Here is a 16,814-nt window from a genome sequence, read left to right as displayed (position 1 = left end):
ATGCACACAATGGGTGCGAGGTTTTCATCATGCGCTAGAGCCCACTCAGGGCTGGCCGGGTTCGCGTGGCCAAAGCTTGGGGAAAAATGGCCCGTCGATACGGTCGCCTTCTCGGTATCCGGCCGCTTCGAACTGAGCGCGTTCGTCCTTGGCCCAATCACCCCGATAGCGAATGATACCATCCGGTGCGGTCATCCTGAGCGTAAATCGACGCACGGTCTCGGTTGGCGTGACAGACGCAAGCCCGCCGTGCAGCGTACGCATGTCGAAAAAGATGCAATCGCCCGACTCCATGTCCCATTGTAGCAGTTCATATGCATCCGGGTCCGCGTTGACGTCAGGCGGCGGATGATAGGTCAGCCCAGCCACCTCGGTGGGCTCATAGCTGGGATGACCATCGGCGAACCGCACCCGCATGAACAGTTTATCCCAAAGATGCGAACCTTTGACAAAGGCGATACCGTTTTCCTTTTTCACGGGTTCAAGCGGCAACCACAGGACGCACATTGTACCCTCGAAATCGAAATAGGACAGATCCTGATGGAACGGAGGGCGAGAGGTCGACCCCGCCTCGCGCAGGAACCAATTGTCCATGACAAGATTGATCGACGGTGCGCCCAGCAACTGTGCGGCGAGTGGCGCACAGGGCGAATTATACACGAAATCCGTGAATTGCGGGATTTTGCTCCAGGCCCAGTAATCTTCGAAATAGGCAGGTGCGCGCGGATCTTTGGTATGGCGGGTGAAGTTATCCGTCGGACGGACCAAATCCGCTTTGATACCATCTCGCAGCAGCTCGAGCCAATCTGCCGAGAACCTGGACCGCAGCACGACTGCGCCGTCACGTTTGAAGGCATTGATTTCTTCGTCTGAGACAGGGTCTTCGCGGATCATGCTACAGGCCTTCCTGACATGAGATGACGGGTGTCAGGATCGCACCGGGATAAGGTGGCAGTCAAAGGAATTCACAATTTGCGTGTTCTGCCTGCTCTGCACCTCGGAAACCGAAACAATCGTGCTATCTTTGCGGCAAAAGAGCCCCTGATGCTGCTGGGGCGTGATAAATCGCCTGGGAAGAGAGGTTTCTATGACTGGTATTTCTTTCTCTCGTCGTTCTGTGATTGTGGTGGGCGGGGCCGCTCTGGCAACAGGCGCAACCGGCCTGCTTGTGCCCGCGCGCGCTAAAGGTGTGGCACCCACGCCGTCCATGCGTGGCGGATCCAACAACTACCGCCCCGGTGCGCCCATTGTCGATCGAATTGGAGGCGGCGGGTTCTGGATGACCGGAAGCGTTCGACGAGCTGGGGAAGGTGCCCCCCTGCCCGGTCAGCGCATTCAGATCTGGGCGCACACGACCGAAGGCCACGAACGCGACCCACAGAGCCACGGTGCCACCTTGACGGATGCCAATGGTGAGTTCCGCTTGGAAATGCCGCAGATCGTTCCGGCGTTTGGCCAGCCGCATGGTCATCTGGCCTATGACAGCGGTGAGTTCCAAACGGTGTTCCTGCGCCCGATCATGGCGAGTTCAAAGGACAAGACATTGGCCGCCCATTTCGTGCTGCAGCCTGCCTGACGATAGTGCGCCGAAGCTTGGTAATTTGGGCCGGTGTGCTCCTTGCCATGGCCGCACCGATCATCGCTGCGGCGACCAGCCCGCTGCTGGCGTGGCGCGACCCGATCTATATCGCGGCCGGGTTCGCCGGAGTTATCGCAATGTGCTTGTTGCTGATGCAGCCACTGCTTGCCGGGCGTTGGTTGCCGGGCTTGTCCCCTGTGGCCAGCCGCCATTGGCATCGACGGTGCGGTCTGGCATTGGTCGCAGCCATTCTGATCCATGTAGGCGGATTGTGGATCACAAGCCGTCCGGACGTCATTGATGCCCTGATGTTTGTCTCGCCGACACCATTTTCAGCCTGGGGCGTGATTGCCATGTGGGCCGCGTTCTTGGTGGCTTTGCTGGGTCTGTTTCGTCAACGCCTGGGCCTAAGGTTTCGGGTCTGGAGGTTGGGGCATACGAGCCTGGCGGTAGTCACCATCATTGGCAGCGTCGTGCATGTGCTTCTGATTGAAGGCACGATGGAGGTCATGACCAAGTGGGCTCTGTGCGGGTTGGTTCTGCTGGCGAGCGCCCGGACGCTCGCCAAACTGCGCGTGTGGGATGTGCGGCGTCGTACTTAGACGCCCAAACACCAGCGCATCACTGCCTTTTGCGCGTGCAAGCGGTTTTCGGCCTCATCGAAGATGACCGAGTTCGGGCCGTCCATCACTTCGGAGGTCGCCTCTTCTTCGCGGTGCGCTGGCAAGCAATGCATGAACAAAGCGTCGGATTTTGCGTGAGACATCAGCTCGGTATTGACCTGATAGGGCCGCAGCAAGTTGTGGCGACGTTCCTTGGCCGATTGGGAATCGTGCATAGAAACCCAGGTATCGGCCACCACTAGGTCGGCACCTTCAACGGCTTTGAACGGGTCCCGCTCGACAACGATTTTCGATCCTTTCTGACGGGCGAAGCCCATGAACTCTTCTTCGGGGTCAAACTGGGCTGGCCCGGTGAAGGTCAGGTCAAACCCAAATTGGCCTGCAGCGTGCAGGAACGAGGCGCAAACATTGTTGCCGTCGCCGGTCCAGACCACTTTTTTGCCTGCAATCGGGCCGCGATGTTCTTCGAAGGTCAGCACGTCTGCCATGATCTGGCAAGGATGCGTGCGGTCGGTCAGGCCGTTGATAACCGGCACGTCTGAGTATTCTGACATCTCGGTCAGGATAGTCTCGTCAAACGTCCGAATCATGATCATGTCGACATAGCGCGACAGCACGCGGGCAGTATCGGCGATGGTCTCACCGTGACCCAGCTGCATGTCCTTGCCGGACAGAACCATGGTTTGCCCACCCATCTGGCGTACACCAACGTCGAAAGAGACGCGTGTCCGGGTGGATGGTTTTTCGAAGATCAGCGCAACCATGCGGTCCTTGAGCGGCTGTTCTTCGTCCAGCGCCGCCTTGGGTCGACCGAGGCGTGCCTGTTTCATGGCACCCGCTTGGTCAATCATGGCCCGCAGATCGGCTGCGTCGGTTTTATGGATATCGAGGAAGTGGTTCATTTCACTGTCACTTTTGTCTGAGGGTCGTCCGGGCAATCCCGCCCGGATACCCGCGTGATATTGAATGGATGAAGATCAGGCGTCGGCGAGCTTGCTCTCGACCTGCTCGGCTGTTTTCTCAAGGCGGATCAGCGCCTGTGCGATATCATCCTCGGTCAGGGTAAGCGGCGGCAGCAGTCGGATCACGTTATCGGCGGCCGGAACGGTGATGACCTCGTTGTCATAACCGGCGTTCACCACGTCGATATTGGCCGGCTTGCATTTGAGGCCCAGCATAAGACCAACGCCGCGCACCTCTTCGAAGACGTCCGGGTGGCTGGCAATCAGACCTTCGAGCTTCTGGCGCAGCATCCCGGCCTTGCGGTTGACGCCTTCAAGGAATGCGGGCGTGGCAACCTGATCGATCACCGCGCATCCGACGGCACAGCCAAGCGGGTTGCCGCCATAGGTGGACCCGTGCGTGCCTGCGGTCATACCGCTGGCCGCATCTTCGGTGGCCAGAACCGCGCCCAGCGGAAAGCCTCCGCCGATCCCCTTGGCCACCATCATGATGTCGGGGGTAATCCCCACCCATTCATGCGCGAACAGCTTACCAGTCCGACCGACGCCGCATTGAACTTCGTCCAAAATCAAATGGATTCCGTTGTCGTCGCAGATCTGACGCAGGGCCTTGAGTTCCCCATCCGGAGCAGGACGAATGCCGCCCTCACCCTGAATGGGTTCGATCAGGATTGCGGCGGTCTTGTCACTGATGGCGTTGGTGACGCCATCGAGGTCACCGAACGCGACGTGCACAAAACCGGGCAAAAGCGGACCAAAGCCTTTGGTCATCTTTTCCGACCCGGCGGCGGCGATTCCCGCCGAGGACCGACCATGGAACGAACCATCAAAGGTGATGATCTCAACCCGTTCGGGCTGACCTTTGTCATAGAAATACTTACGGGTCATCTTGACCGCCAACTCACAGGATTCTGTGCCCGAATTCGTGAAGAACACGGTGTCAGCAAACGTGTGCTCGACCAGCTTGTCGGCAAGCGCCTGCTGCTGTGGGATGTGGTATAGGTTCGAGACATGCCACAACAGGTGCGCCTGCTCGGTCAGGGCATTGACCAGCGCCGGATGGGCGTGGCCCAGCGCATTTACGGCGATCCCTGCGCCAAGGTCCAGAAAACGTCGGCCATCCGCCTCGGTCAGCCAGGAGCCTTCGCCCTTTACGAAGGTCAGGGGCGCACGGTTATAGGTCGGCAAAACGGACGGGATCATGGGATCATCCTTTTCAGATAGCTTGAGCCTCGTGAGTGATACACTCGGCCTGTGTTCGTCAACTGATTTGGTAAGAATTGTGCCGATTTGGGCAGCACAAATGGATCAAACGGGCCGGTTACGCGGCAATGCGTCGGCGTCGGAGTCGCAGGATATGTGCGTGTTTGATCATGAGGGGCCGTATAGCCGTGTGCCGCGCCCCTGAAAACCCTGAATTTAGCGGGCCACAAAAATACTTGGCGCCTGCTGCAATTGCCGCTTGCCATTTGACTGATGCTGACGCACCGCTGTGTCATGTTCGTTGCCAAAGCAAATAACCCGCCCCTTGCGGCCGTGCTGATCACAGCCGCCAGCGCGCTGTTGGCCGGGACAACTTTGCTGGCCAAGGCTTTGGGGACCGATACGCTGGGCCCGGCGCTGCATCCTATGCAGATCAGCCACGGGCGTTTCCTGTTTGCCTTTCTGGTGATCGTCACCGCTGTCGGTGTGATGCGCCCACGCCTGCAACGCCCGCATTGGGGGCTGCATATCGGGCGCACAAGTTTTGGATGGGCGGGGATTACGCTGATGTTCGCCTCGGTCGCGTTCATCCCGATTGCGGATGCGACGGCGATTTCCTTCCTGAACCCGGTCTTCGCGATGGTGCTGGCAATTTCCTTGCTGAAAGAGGGCGTCGGCCCGTGGCGCTGGCTGGCCGCCGCGGTGGCGCTGGCGGGGGCGCTAATCCTGCTGCGGCCCACTCCGGCGAGTTTTCAGCCAGCGGCCCTGCTGGCACTTTCGGCAGCCGCGATCATAGGAATGGAGCTGATATTCATCAAAAAGCTTTCAGGCCGTGAGATCCCAATCCAGATACTGCTGATCAACAACGCCATGGGCCTGACGATTGCATCAGTTGCAGTTAGCTTCGTCTTCCAGATGCCGACACCAGAACAATGGGCGGCGCTGGTGGCGATCGGCGTATTGATGGCCTGCGCGCAAGCGTGCTTTGTCAACGGTATGGCCCGTGCGGATGCCTCTTTCGTCGCCCCGATCAGCTACGCGACGCTTATTTTCGCGGCGTTCTACGACTTCGCCATTTTCGGAGTGATTCCAGACGGGATCAGCATGATCGGTTCAGCCATTATTCTGACCGGAGGACTGATTCTTGTCTGGCGAGAGGCGCGGGCGCGGCAGGCCTGAAGTCCAAAAAATTTTCCTGACATAGCCCAAGCGCGACCTGCATGTCGCAAACTCTGAAGAATGCATGCTCATCGGGCGCAATGTGACCTCAGTTGATTTGAGAGATTGCCATGCACGAACGCCGTATCCCCGAATGGGTGCGCCACGCCCCTGCCCCTTCAGTCCGCGATTTCGGCATCTTGGCCGGGTTCGAAGCGGTTGTGCGCGGCATTCTGATATCGGTGTTTCCGCTGGCCATGTACCGGGCACTGGGGGACGCATCTTCGGTTTCGTTCCTGTATTTTCTGGTCGGGGTCATTTCGTTGCTTGCCGGCCTGATGGTGCCTTTCCTGATCCGGTATGTGCCGCGCAGATGGGCCTATACCGTCGGTTGCCTCATGTTCATTGGCAGCGCGATTTTGGCGATCGAAGGCAGCCCCGCAGCGGTTGTCGGCGCTTTGGCGCTGAACACTGTTGCGACAGTTGTGACCTTTATCTGCTTTAACGCCTATGTGCTGGATTACATCAGCAAGATCGAACTGGGCCGTTGCGAGACCAGCCGCATGTTCTACAGCGCCCTCGGCTGGACCGGTGGCCCGATGGCAGGCGTTCTGCTAATGGAGGTCTGGACCCCGGCCCCGTTCGTCATCAGCGCAGTTGCTGGCGCAGTCATGCTAATCCAGTTCTGGCGTATGCGGCTGGGCAACGGAAAACTAATCGCCCGAGCGCGCGGCCCGGCAAAAAACCCGCTGGCCTTTCTGCCGCGCTTCTTTGCACAGCCAAGGCTTGTTGCCGGGTACTTGTTCGCCATGATCCGGTCCTGCGGCTGGTGGATCTACGTGGTCTACCTGCCCATTTTCGCCATCGAAAACGGATTGGGAGAGCAGTTGGGCGGCATCCTTCTGTCGGCGACTAACGGCATGCTGTTTGCCGCGCCGCTGATTCTGCGCTGGGTGCAGGGACGCTCGCTGCGCACGGCGGTGCGTGTTGGATTTGCGGCCTGTGGGGTGTGCTTTGTCACCGCTGGGGCCATCGCGGGATGGCCTGTTGCTTCGGTTGCGGCGCTGGTGCTTGGGTCCATCTGGCTGATCGTTCTGGATATCTGCGCTGGATTGCCGTTCCTCATGGCTGTCAAACCGTCCGAGCGGACCGAGATGTCTGCAATCTACTCCAGCTACCGGGATGTGTCAGGCATTCTGACACCCGGCATTGCCTCGCTTGTCTTGCTGGTCTCACCGGTTGCCGGGGTGTTCGCCGTCGGCGGGTTTGCACTGTTCGGTGCCTGGGCCATTGCGGCAAACCTGCATCCGCGCCTCGGGCGGCCCAGAATCACGTTTCAACCGGGGGCCTTGGCTGAAGCGGGTTAAGCCTTGAGACGGTAGCCTGTCCGAAGCATCTGCCAGGTCAGAGCGCCGACCAGCAATGTCGCGCCCGTGCATACCGCAATGCCCAACCAGGGAGAGCTGTCGGAAACTCCGATCATCCCATAGCGCAGTCCATCGATCAGATAGAAAACCGGATTCACGTGGCTCAGGCGGTTCAGGACCGGGGGCAGCGCCTGAACCGAATAGAAAGTACCCGACAGAAACGCCAGCGGGGTAACGATGAAATTGGTGATCGCCGCCATCTGGTCAAACTTGTTGGCAAAAATCCCGGCGAACAGACCCAGCGCGCCCATGAATGAACCACCCAGAACAACAAAAACCAGAGCGATCAGCGGGTTCTGAGGGTAAATGCCCAAAACAAGCGCAAGCGCGACAGCAACCACGCACGCGATCAGAACGCCTCGGGCAATACCGCCCGCCAGATACCCCAACAAAATTTCAAGTGGTGACAAGGGCGGCATCAGCGTATCGACGATATTGCCCTGCACCTTGGCGATCACCATCGAGGAAGAGGTGTTGGCAAACGCATTCTGGATCACCGTCATCATCATTATGCCCGGCGCCAGAAACGTCAGGAACGGCACCCCCATCACGTCGGGCCGTCCCGGCCCGATCGCGATATTGAAGATCAGAAGTAACAGCCCCGCGGTCACCAGCGGAGCCAAAAGCGTCTGAGTCCAGACCGCCAGAAAGCGCAGCGTTTCGCGCTGAGCCAGCGTGTAGAGACCCATCCAATTGACCGCTCCGAAACGTCGTTCGCTGTGTTCTGCGGGAATCTGCATCATCTGCCCTCATCCTGATTCGAAGATAGCTTGTAACTCGGGCCGCAGTGATTAGAATAGGGGGCTGAGACGAATTCCCAAGGCGGCCCGAAACCGGGGCCGCTTTCCGCTTTTGAAAGGCAAATGATGTCCTGGACTGACGAGCGCGTAGAACTGCTGAAGAAAATGTGGGGCGAGGGCCAGTCGGCCAGCCAGATCGCCAAAGAACTGGGCGGCGTCACTCGCAACGCGGTGATCGGCAAGGTACACCGTCTGGGCCTGTCGAACCGTGCAACCGGCGCAAGCCCGGCCAAGGCCGAGCCCAAAGAAAAACCGGCGCCCACGCCCAAGGCCGAGGCCAAACCAAAGCCCGCACCCAAAACTGAACCGGCACGTCCGGCCCCGGCACCCTCCGCCGAGGCGAAGCCGGCTGTACCGGCACGCCGCCAGATCATCCCGGCCGGCCAACCGCTGCCGCCGCAACCTTCGGCCAATGAAATCAGCCCCGAAGCACTGGCCAAAGTCAACGAAGTTGAGAAAAAGGCGAAGAAACTGACGCTGATGGAGCTGACCGAGAAAACCTGCAAATGGCCCGTCGGCGACCCCGCGACCGAGGATTTCTGGTTCTGCGGCCTGCCGGTTGAAGCAGGCAAGCCATACTGCGAGGCGCATGTGGGCGTGGCGTTCCAACCGATGAGCTCGCGTAGAGATCGTCGACGGTAGATACCGCTTAGCTTTGAACGCTGTGTAATATATTGAAAGAGTGCAGAATTTTCTGCACTCTTTTTTCGTTCGTCAGCGTGATAGCCGCCTGAGAAAAGAGGCACAGATCGAAGGAGCGGGTTGATGGTGAAGTGGGGGTCTGTGGATGTGCCGGAACTGGAGTACAGGCCGATCTATTTGGACCCGGCTAAGACCCATCCCGAGCCCGGGACGGTACATTTGGCTACAGGTATGCGCTTGCAGTCGACATATGGCCCTATCGAGCCACGAGGCCAGTGGGTAGAGTATCTTCTTTATGCTCCCCCCCCAAGTGAGGACTGGACTATGCGAATCATTGTGACGGGCATGAGTTCGTTGGATAACCGAGTGGCGAAGCACATCGGGCTTGCTTGGCTATCTGACGTACCACCGAAAGAACAAACTACAGCGCGTAACTCGTTCCGACGAGAATGTGGTCAAGAGTATTTTTGCAAGCAGTTTTTTCCCGAACCCGGCTCCGATACACCCGCTTGGACAGGCGAGCAACGAGATGCGATTCTTCTAATGTTGTTCTGGGAATTGGATCGACCGATTCCCGTTACCGCTAAAGTTGATCCTTACCCATCAACGATTCAATTCAATGAGAACGTCCCCGAACTGTTTCTCGGCACTTTCGACAACCCTGCAAGCGCGCGCCTTTCTTAATCCAGCGCCCCTACTGCGCCGGGTGCGACGGCAAATCCGGCATCGGCACCCAGCCCGGAAGATCGTCCGGCGCGACAGAGACGTGCAAATGCTCTGACCGGTCGCGTCCGACTTTGCGATGCTTACGCAGCAGGAAAATCTTGCCCCAACCCCGCCACGTGCCGACAGAGGGCGCATGGACATCAATCGGAAACCGATCTTGCCACCCCTCAGGAAGCGGTAGCCCGTGTAACTCCGCCTTATCCAGCATCCAGATCAGGGAAATATTGCTAAGCGGCCGCGCCTCTTCGAACCCGTTGAGTTGCCCGCCCACATCTCCATGGGTGCCGCGGAACCAGACCTGTTCGACATGGCCTTTGAATTCGGGGGTACATTTCCACAAGACCGGCTCGAACACCTCTCGAGTCTCATCCAACGCCATGGCGTGGTACCCGTGGCGGGTGGCCGGGCCAAGCTGATGGTTGTGGAAGGAATGGCGTTCTTCGGCCCAGCGCCACAACAGCGGCAGACGCATCCCCAGTGCTTTAACAGTATCCCAGACGCCCACCATCTCGATGGCGACATCCTCATGGCAAAACTGACGCCGGAAAGCTGCCGCAGCCGACCCGCTGGCATTGCACTCATAGTGTCGATAGGCCTGTTTGATATTGCGGACGGTCGCATGTTCAGCCTTGAGCAGACCGATCATGTCGATCACGCCCGCAAGGCTGCGTACCCCGTATGCACCGCGTGAATAGCCGATGAAATAGATGCGGTCGCCGGGTTTATAGCGCGAGGCCAGATAGCCATAGGCGCGGCGTATCTGGCGGTTGATCCCGCGCCCCATCATCACGTCCAGCGAGGACTTCCAGCTTTCCCACTGCACTCCGGATTCGTAAAACACCGACACCTTGCTGCCCATTTCACAACACAGTCGCAGGGTTTGGCCAGCATGGGTTTCATAGCCCGGCTCCAGTGTCGACATGGTGCCGTCCAGAATAATGACGTGGCTGATTGGCTCGCGGTGCAGCGCCTCGGCGGAATGCTCGGACCGTAAAGGCCGTCCGAGCCATCCCAGTACCTTTCTACTCAGCCGCGACAGAACCATGCGTCAGCAATTCCCATACTTTGTGAGGTGTGAAAGGCATGTCCGCCTGCCGCACCCCGTGATCCCAGAGCGCATCCTGAACCGCGTTTGCCACAGCGGCCAGCGCGCCCACGGTGCCAGCTTCTCCGCATCCTTTCATCCCCATCGGGTTGGAAGTTGACGGAACCGGCGCCGAGGTAAACTTAATCATGGGTATCTCGGCGGCGCGGGGCAAGGCGTAATCCATCAACGAAGCCGTGAGCAGTTGCCCCTGCGCATCATGTACAACACGCTCGCTCAGCGCCTGACCGATGCCCTGCGCCACCCCGCCGTGCACCTGCCCTTCGGCCAGCATTGGGTTGATAAGGTTGCCGAAATCGTCCACGATGGTATAGCGGTCGACCCAGGTTTCTCCGGTGTAGGAATCGATCACAACTTCGGCAACATGTGCGCCGTTGGGATAGCTGCGCGCATCCAGATTGGCGCGGGCCTCGTGGCTTAGCAGATCGGTACGGCCGTCGGCCCGGGCCATTTCCGCAGCCTCGGTCAGAGTTGGCGTCAGGTTCGATCCCGGCGCGCGGAAGGTTTCATGATCGAAATGCACGTCGTTTTCCTCCACCCCCATTATATCAGCCAGATAAGGCGTGAATGCGGCGATCATCACGTCGATGGTTGCCAGAGTTGCCGTGCTTTGCACCGTGACCGAGCGCGACCCACCAGTCCCACCGCCGTGAGGCAACTGATCGCTGTCGCCTTGCACCACGTTGATGCGGCTCACCGGGATCCCGGTCTGGTCCGACAGGAAGTGAGCATAGACAGTCTCATGCCCCTGCCCGTTTGACTGCGTGCCAACATAGAGGTTCACTGTGCCGTCCTCGCAGAACTCGACTTTTGCGTTCTCGGAAGGGTCACCCAAAATACTTTCGATATAGTAACACAGACCCTGTCCCCGGATCAGGCCGCGCTCGGCGTCAGCGGCTTTTCGAGCGGCAAAGCCTTCGATCTGCGCGCCCGCGCGGGACAGAACCATGTCGAAATCGCCAACGTCATAGGTTTCGCCTGTGGCGGTCTTGTAGGGGAAATGCTCGGGCCGAATGAAATTCTTGCGCCTCAGCTCCCACGGATCAACGCTCAGTTCACGCGCAGCACGATCCATGACCCGTTCGAGGACGTAAATGGCCTCGGGCCGGCCCGCCCCGCGATAGGCGTCGACCTGTGTTGTGTTGGTGTAAAACCCCTCGACCCGCAAGTACGTCGTTTGAACGTCGTAAACGCCCATCAGCACTTTGCTGAAAAGATTGGTCTGGATCGCCTGCCCGAAATGGCTGCTATATGCACCCAGGTTAACCTTGCTGTGTACGCGGTAGGCCGTGATTTTCAGGTCTTCGTCAAAGGCTAACTCGGCCAGCGAAGTCAGATCGCGACCGTGATGGTCCGACAGCATTGCCTCGGACCGGTCCGACATCCAATGGACGGGTTGGGCCAGTTTCATCGCGGCGACCGAAACGCAGAAGTATTCGGGGTAGGGCATCACTTTCATGCCGAACCCGCCCCCGACATCCGGCGTTGTGACACGGATTGCATCGGGTTCCAGCTTCAGCTTTTGCGCCAGCTGCCCACGCATCGCCCAGACCCCTTGGCCGCCATAGGTAAAGTGCAGCCGCCCGTCGACCCAGTTGGCCTGACACCCACGCGGTTCGATCGAGGTGATAATGACCCGGTTGTCTGCCACGTTCAGCGAAACTGTGTGCGCTGCCGCCTGAAACGCGACCTCGGTCGCGGCTTCATCTCCCAGCCCCCAGTCAAATGCCCGATTATCGGGCACACCCGCATGCAGCGTTTCGCCTCCGGCTTCAACGTCCAGCTTCGCAGGAAGATCATCGGTGTCCATCCAGATCATCTCAACCGCGTCCCGCGCCTGTGTCAGCGTATCCGCGATCACAACGGCCACGGGTTCGCCGACAAACCGGACACGGTCGTTGGCCAGCATGTGCCGATCAGGTGCCGGCGTCTGAGACCCATCCCGGTTCGGAACAATCGCTGCGTTCATCACCGTGTCGGTCCCCGCCTCCGTCAAATCGTCCAACGTCATTACAAGGCGGACGCCATCGGCCTCACGCGCAGCATCCAGATCGAGCGCCGTGATCCGACCATGCGCAACCGGGCTGCGAAAAAAAGCGGCAAACAGGGCGTCAGTGGGCACGTCGTCATCCATGTAATGCCCCTGCCCGGTCAGAAACCGCAGATCCTCGGTTCGTTTGACGGACTGGCTCTTGCCGAACTTTTCCATTGCTTGATCCTCCGACGGCCCACCGTCGCGACACTAGCTCTCCTCCAATTGATGTCCAGAGCCTGGCATTTGGGCGAGAGGCGACCTGCATGTCGCAAAAAGCAATGCCGGGCCAGAAAAGCGCTTCGTAACCTGAAAACGCGGTTCAGCCTGACGGAGGTCTCATGACAACCCCAATCGCCCTGAAGAACGGTCGCCTGACGCCCGAACTTATCGACGACTACTGGAACAACGGCTTTGTCTTTCCGACAACTGTGTTCGATACCGATGAAGTTGCAGTGATGCGCGCTGAGTTGGAAGAGATCGAACAAACATGGCGTGAGGCAGATCTGCCGCTTCCGCTCAACATGTACAAACGAGTGAATGCGCATGTGGTCATGCCGCTTGTCACCCGCATCGCACTGGACCCGCGGGTTCTGGACGTCGTCGAAGGCGTATTGGGGCCGGATCTGCTGCTGTGGTCGGCGGAACTGTTCATCAAGGAACCCCACACGACACAGGTCGTCGGCATGCATCAAGACCTGACTTATTGGGGTATGGGCGAAACTCCCGATCAAGTGACAGCGTGGATCGCACTGTCACCTGCAACAGTCGAAAGCGGCTGTATGGATTTCGTCAAAGGCAGCCACAAGAATCCGATCCTACCGCATAATGACACGTTCTCGGACAGCAATCTGCTGTCACGTGGGCAGGAAGTGGCCGTAGACGTTGCCGAACAAGACAAGACGCACATTGAATTGCAGCCGGGTCAGATGTCGCTGCATCACGGGCTGACAATTCATGGATCAGGTCCGAACGTATCGGATGACCGGCGGATCGGACTTGCCATCCGCTATCTGAACCCCAACGCGCAACAGAAAGTGGCCGATCGCGACTATGCCATCCTGGCTCGTGGCGAGGACCGGGTCGGGAACTTTATCCAAATCCCTGCGCCCGCAGATCTGTTCTCTGCCGATGCTTTGGAATTGTACACTCGGATACGCGAAGATCAGGCCAAGGCAATGGCGCAGGGCGCGGCGGAAACGTTGAAGCTCTACGATTCCGCCGCCACAAACGGATAGAAATCAGGCGTGCTGGATCGATGCTTTGGCACCTGATCCACGCGCAGACCCTTCCCCTTCCCTCACGCATTCGCTATTGCAGGCGCTGACCCGAGATTGATGACGCAGGACGCACCCCATGGCGATGGAAAAGACATTCAACGCGGCCGAGGCCGAGGCCCGCATCTACAAGGCCTGGGAAGAGGCCGGAGCCTTCAAGGCAGGCGCGAACAAATCGCGCGACGAAAGCTTTACCATCATGATCCCGCCGCCCAACGTGACCGGCGCTTTGCATGTGGGCCACGCCTTCAACAACACCCTGCAGGACATCCTGACCCGCTGGCACCGGATGCGCGGCTTCGACACGCTTTGGCAGCCCGGACAGGACCATGCCGGTATCGCCACGCAGATGCAGGTGGAAAAGATGCTGGCCGCCACCCAGCAGCCAAGTCGGCGTGAGCTGGGGCGTGAAGCGTTTCTGGACAAGGTCTGGGAGTGGAAAGGCGAATATGGCGGCACGATCATCGAGCAGCTCAAGCGTTTGGGCTCCTCCTGCGACTGGTCACGCAATGCCTTTACCATGGCGGGCGCGCCGCGTGATCCGCGGACCGGACATGAGAACTCGGCCAACTTCCACGATGCTGTCATCAAGGTCTTCGTCGACATGTACGAAAAGGGCCTGATCTATCGCGGCAAGCGTCTGGTCAACTGGGACCCGCATTTCGAGACCGCGATCTCGGACCTCGAAGTCGAGAACATCGAAGTTGCGGGCCACATGTGGCATTTTAAGTACCCGCTGGCCGGTGGCGAGACCTACACCTATGTCGAAAAAGACGAGGACGGGAACGTCATCCTCGAGGAAGAACGCGACTATATCTCGATTGCCACGACCCGTCCCGAAACCATGCTGGGCGACGGCGCTGTGGCGGTGCATCCGTCAGATGAGCGTTACGCGCCAATCGTCGGCAAACTCTGCGAAATCCCGGTTGGTCCTAAAGAGCATCGCCGTCAGATTCCGATCATCACTGATGATTACCCGGACCCCGACTTCGGCTCGGGTGCGGTGAAGATCACCGGCGCGCATGATTTCAACGACAACATGGTCGCCAAGCGCGGCGGCATTCCGATGTACCGCCTGATGGATACCAAAGGTTCGATGCGGGCCGATGGTGCTCCTTACGCTGAAGAGGCAGGTAAGGCGCAGGAATACGCGCGTGGACGTGAGTTCACTGAGAACGAGATCGACGCGATCAACCTAGTCCCCGACCACCTGCGCGGGCTCGACCGTTTTGAAGCGCGGGCGAAGGTTGTCGAAGAGATCACCGCTGACGGTCTGGCCGTTATGACCCGCGCGGATAATCCGATTCTGGGTTCGGCTGCTTTGAAGCCCGAAGCTGAGGGCGCGGATAAGCTGGTCCCGCTGGTCGAGAGCAAACCGATCATGCAGCCCTTCGGCGACCGCTCGAAAGTTGTGATTGAGCCGATGTTCACCGACCAGTGGTTCGTGGATGCCGAAAAAATCGTCGGCCCCGCGCTGGACGCCGTCAAAGACGGCACAGTCAAGATCATCCCTGAGTCGGGCGAAAAGACCTATTACCACTGGCTGGAAAACATCGAACCCTGGTGCATCTCGCGCCAGCTGTGGTGGGGGCATCAGATTCCGGTCTGGTACGGCTTGGATCTATCCGCCGAAAACTTCGTCGATGACGAGAACGATGGCGACCTTGATCTGGTCGAATTGGGTCGCTTGCTGAACGAAGGCGGCATGCTGCACCGTGGCAATGTCATGGAATGCGCACCCAGCCTGGAGGCCGTCACTGAAAAATTCTTGGACGACAACGCCAACATTCCTAGCCCGCTGAGCCACGCAACCGTTGTTGAAGTTGCGGACAAACACGAGGCAATGCATCGGTTCGCAGAGAGCCTTGCTCAGTACGCCGTTGAACAGGATCCAACCAAACTGGTTTACCCGGTCTGGCGCGACCCCGACGTCCTCGACACGTGGTTCTCATCCGGCCTCTGGCCCATCGGTACGCTGGGCTGGCCCGAAAAGACCGAAGAGCTGGAACGCTACTTCCCTACGGACGTTCTGATCACCGGTGCGGATATTCTGTTCTTCTGGGTCGCCCGGATGATGATGATGCAACTGGCCGTGGTCAACGAGATCCCGTTCCACACAGTCTACCTGCACCAGCTCGTTCGCGACGAGAAGGGCAAGAAGATGTCCAAGACCACCGGCAACGTCATTGACCCTCTGGAAATCGTGGACGAATTCGGCGCCGACGCGCTGCGCTTTACCAACGCCTCAATGGCGGCGATTGGTGGTGTGTTGAAACTGTCCAAAGACCGCATCACCGGGTATCGCAACTTCGGCACCAAGCTGTGGAACGCCGTCCGCTTTGCTGAGATGAACGAAGTATTCAACGACGCCGTTCCACAACTGGACGTGGCCGATCTGAAGCCAAAGGCCGCCGTGAACCGCTGGATCATCGGCGAAACCGCTCGCGTGCGGGAAGAGGTTGACGCGGCGCTGGAAAGCTATCGTTTCAACGATGCGGCCAACGGGCTATACGCCTTTGTCTGGGGCAAGGTCTGCGACTGGTACGTCGAGTTGTCCAAACCTCTGCTGCAAGGCGATGACGCCGAAGCACAGGCCGAGACCCGCGCCACCATGCGCTGGGTTCTGGATCAGTGCATGGTCCTGCTGCACCCGATCATGCCTTTCATCACCGAAGAGCTGTGGGGGCTGACCGGTAGCCGCGCCAAGATGGTCGTCCACGCCGACTGGCCGACCTACGCTGCCGCAGACCTGATCGACGCGGATGCGGACCGTGAAATGAACTGGGTAATTTCGGTGATCGAAAACACCCGTTCGGCCCGTGCGCAGATGCGGGTTCCGGCTGGCCTCTATGTACCGATGCTGGTGACCGAAATCGACGCCAATGGCCAAGCCGCATGGGACCGCAACGAGGCGTTGATCAAACGTCTGGCGCGGATTGACAGCCTTACCAAGGCGGATGAGCTGCCAAAGGGCACAATTTCCATCGCTGCCCCCGGTGCAAGCTTTGGTCTGCCGCTGGCGGATATCATCGACATCGGCGCCGAAAAAGAACGTCTGGAGAAAGCCAAAGGCAAGCTGGCCAAGGAACTGGGCGGTCTGCGCGGTCGCCTGAACAACCCCAAATTCGTGGCCTCTGCCCCGGAAGAGGTTGTTGCGGAAGCCAAGGCCAATCTCGCCGCCCGCGAAGAGGAAGAGGCCAAACTGGATGAGGCGCTGGCCCGTCTGGCCGAAATCGCCTGACCACTTCATCTTTTCAAAAATACTCAAATCCCGAACCCC

Annotated in this window: 14 protein-coding genes; 8 read left to right on the top strand and 6 right to left on the bottom strand. The window is 59.1% G+C overall.

Annotated features, from left to right (window positions below):
• Window positions 1-45: 45 nt before the first annotated feature.
• Window positions 46-894: a phytanoyl-CoA dioxygenase family protein gene (locus MHN28_RS03895; RefSeq protein WP_239336101.1), complete on the bottom strand. Its 849-nt coding sequence runs from the start codon at window positions 892-894 to the stop codon at window positions 46-48.
• A 193-nt stretch (window positions 895-1,087) separates the two neighbouring features.
• Between MHN28_RS03895 and MHN28_RS03890 the strand changes: the two genes are divergently transcribed.
• Window positions 1,088-1,576 (top strand): twin-arginine translocation pathway signal, encoded by a 489-nt coding sequence (locus MHN28_RS03890; protein ID WP_239336099.1) that lies wholly within the window; start codon window positions 1,088-1,090, stop codon window positions 1,574-1,576.
• A gap of 47 nt (window positions 1,577-1,623) precedes the next feature.
• Window positions 1,624-2,181: a ferric reductase-like transmembrane domain-containing protein gene (locus tag MHN28_RS03885; RefSeq protein ID WP_239336097.1), complete on the top strand. Its 558-nt coding sequence runs from the start codon at window positions 1,624-1,626 to the stop codon at window positions 2,179-2,181.
• Here MHN28_RS03885 and argF read toward each other — a convergent pair.
• Both argF and MHN28_RS03875 read right to left on the bottom strand, forming a co-directional pair.
• Window positions 2,178-3,104, bottom strand: a complete 927-nt coding sequence (gene argF / locus MHN28_RS03880; RefSeq protein WP_239336095.1) for an ornithine carbamoyltransferase — start codon at window positions 3,102-3,104, stop codon at window positions 2,178-2,180. The genes MHN28_RS03885 and argF overlap by 4 nt on opposite strands.
• A gap of 75 nt (window positions 3,105-3,179) precedes the next feature.
• Window positions 3,180-4,367: an aspartate aminotransferase family protein gene (locus MHN28_RS03875; protein WP_239336093.1), complete on the bottom strand. Its 1,188-nt coding sequence runs from the start codon at window positions 4,365-4,367 to the stop codon at window positions 3,180-3,182.
• Window positions 4,368-4,640: 273 nt separating this feature from the next.
• On the opposite strand from MHN28_RS03875, the gene MHN28_RS03870 reads away from it, so the two are divergent.
• Window positions 4,641-5,546, top strand: coding sequence for a DMT family transporter (locus MHN28_RS03870; protein WP_239336091.1), 906 nt, complete (start codon window positions 4,641-4,643; stop codon window positions 5,544-5,546).
• 110 nt (window positions 5,547-5,656) lie between these two features.
• Entirely contained in the window at window positions 5,657-6,892 is a 1,236-nt protein-coding gene (locus MHN28_RS03865) for an MFS transporter (protein ID WP_239336089.1), read from the top strand.
• On the opposite strand, the gene MHN28_RS03860 is transcribed toward MHN28_RS03865, so the two are convergent.
• The gene (locus MHN28_RS03860) at window positions 6,889-7,695 is read right to left on the bottom strand and encodes an ABC transporter permease (RefSeq protein WP_370645649.1); all 807 of its coding nucleotides are present in this window, start codon (window positions 7,693-7,695) and stop codon (window positions 6,889-6,891) included. The two genes, MHN28_RS03865 and MHN28_RS03860, sit on opposite strands and share 4 nt — an antisense overlap.
• Window positions 7,696-7,818: 123 nt before the next feature.
• Here MHN28_RS03860 and MHN28_RS03855 point away from each other — a divergent pair, with 123 nt between their 5' ends.
• Both MHN28_RS03855 and MHN28_RS03850 read left to right on the top strand, forming a co-directional pair.
• The gene (locus MHN28_RS03855; protein ID WP_239336833.1) at window positions 7,819-8,394 is read left to right on the top strand and encodes a GcrA family cell cycle regulator; all 576 of its coding nucleotides are present in this window, start codon (window positions 7,819-7,821) and stop codon (window positions 8,392-8,394) included.
• A 324-nt stretch (window positions 8,395-8,718) separates the two neighbouring features.
• The gene (locus MHN28_RS03850) at window positions 8,719-9,078 is read left to right on the top strand and encodes a hypothetical protein (protein ID WP_239336087.1); all 360 of its coding nucleotides are present in this window, start codon (window positions 8,719-8,721) and stop codon (window positions 9,076-9,078) included.
• 10 nt (window positions 9,079-9,088) lie between these two features.
• Here the strand turns inward: MHN28_RS03850 and MHN28_RS03845 are convergent, their stop codons facing one another.
• Together MHN28_RS03845 and MHN28_RS03840 are read right to left on the bottom strand one after the other, a co-directional pair.
• Window positions 9,089-10,165, bottom strand: a complete 1,077-nt coding sequence (locus MHN28_RS03845) for a DUF2235 domain-containing protein (protein ID WP_239336085.1) — start codon at window positions 10,163-10,165, stop codon at window positions 9,089-9,091.
• Window positions 10,143-12,434 (bottom strand): xanthine dehydrogenase family protein molybdopterin-binding subunit, encoded by a 2,292-nt coding sequence (locus MHN28_RS03840; RefSeq protein WP_239336083.1) that lies wholly within the window; start codon window positions 12,432-12,434, stop codon window positions 10,143-10,145. Before MHN28_RS03840 ends, MHN28_RS03845 begins: the two co-directional genes overlap by 23 nt.
• A 164-nt stretch (window positions 12,435-12,598) precedes the next feature.
• Here MHN28_RS03840 and MHN28_RS03835 point away from each other — a divergent pair, with 164 nt between their 5' ends.
• Entirely contained in the window at window positions 12,599-13,495 is an 897-nt protein-coding gene (locus tag MHN28_RS03835) for a phytanoyl-CoA dioxygenase family protein (RefSeq protein WP_239336082.1), read from the top strand.
• Between the two features lie 118 nt (window positions 13,496-13,613).
• Complete coding sequence (locus MHN28_RS03830; protein ID WP_239336081.1) at window positions 13,614-16,775, top strand: valine--tRNA ligase; 3,162 nt, start codon at window positions 13,614-13,616, stop codon at window positions 16,773-16,775.
• The last annotated feature ends 39 nt before the right edge of the window (window positions 16,776-16,814 follow it).

Source organism: Ruegeria sp. Ofav3-42, assembly GCF_022347725.1.
GTDB lineage: Bacteria > Pseudomonadota > Alphaproteobacteria > Rhodobacterales > Rhodobacteraceae > Ruegeria.
This window is presented reverse-complemented; position numbering and strand designations above follow the sequence as displayed.

Excerpts from the sequence above, each read along its gene's own strand:
- MHN28_RS03895 (WP_239336101.1), bottom strand. The coding sequence starts at position 894 with ATGATCCGCGAAGACCCTGTCTCAGACGAAGAAATCAATGCCTTCAAA.
- MHN28_RS03890 (WP_239336099.1), top strand. The coding sequence starts at position 1,088 with ATGACTGGTATTTCTTTCTCTCGTCGTTCTGTGATTGTGGTGGGCGGG.
- MHN28_RS03885 (WP_239336097.1), top strand. The coding sequence starts at position 1,624 with ATGGCCGCACCGATCATCGCTGCGGCGACCAGCCCGCTGCTGGCGTGG.
- argF (WP_239336095.1), bottom strand. The coding sequence starts at position 3,104 with ATGAACCACTTCCTCGATATCCATAAAACCGACGCAGCCGATCTGCGG.
- MHN28_RS03875 (WP_239336093.1), bottom strand. The coding sequence starts at position 4,367 with ATGATCCCGTCCGTTTTGCCGACCTATAACCGTGCGCCCCTGACCTTC.
- MHN28_RS03870 (WP_239336091.1), top strand. The coding sequence starts at position 4,641 with ATGCTGACGCACCGCTGTGTCATGTTCGTTGCCAAAGCAAATAACCCG.
- MHN28_RS03865 (WP_239336089.1), top strand. The coding sequence starts at position 5,657 with ATGCACGAACGCCGTATCCCCGAATGGGTGCGCCACGCCCCTGCCCCT.
- MHN28_RS03860 (WP_370645649.1), bottom strand. The coding sequence starts at position 7,695 with ATGATGCAGATTCCCGCAGAACACAGCGAACGACGTTTCGGAGCGGTC.
- MHN28_RS03855 (WP_239336833.1), top strand. The coding sequence starts at position 7,819 with ATGTCCTGGACTGACGAGCGCGTAGAACTGCTGAAGAAAATGTGGGGC.
- MHN28_RS03850 (WP_239336087.1), top strand. The coding sequence starts at position 8,719 with ATGCGAATCATTGTGACGGGCATGAGTTCGTTGGATAACCGAGTGGCG.
- MHN28_RS03845 (WP_239336085.1), bottom strand. The coding sequence starts at position 10,165 with ATGGTTCTGTCGCGGCTGAGTAGAAAGGTACTGGGATGGCTCGGACGG.
- MHN28_RS03840 (WP_239336083.1), bottom strand. The coding sequence starts at position 12,434 with ATGGAAAAGTTCGGCAAGAGCCAGTCCGTCAAACGAACCGAGGATCTG.
- MHN28_RS03835 (WP_239336082.1), top strand. The coding sequence starts at position 12,599 with ATGACAACCCCAATCGCCCTGAAGAACGGTCGCCTGACGCCCGAACTT.
- MHN28_RS03830 (WP_239336081.1), top strand. The coding sequence starts at position 13,614 with ATGGCGATGGAAAAGACATTCAACGCGGCCGAGGCCGAGGCCCGCATC.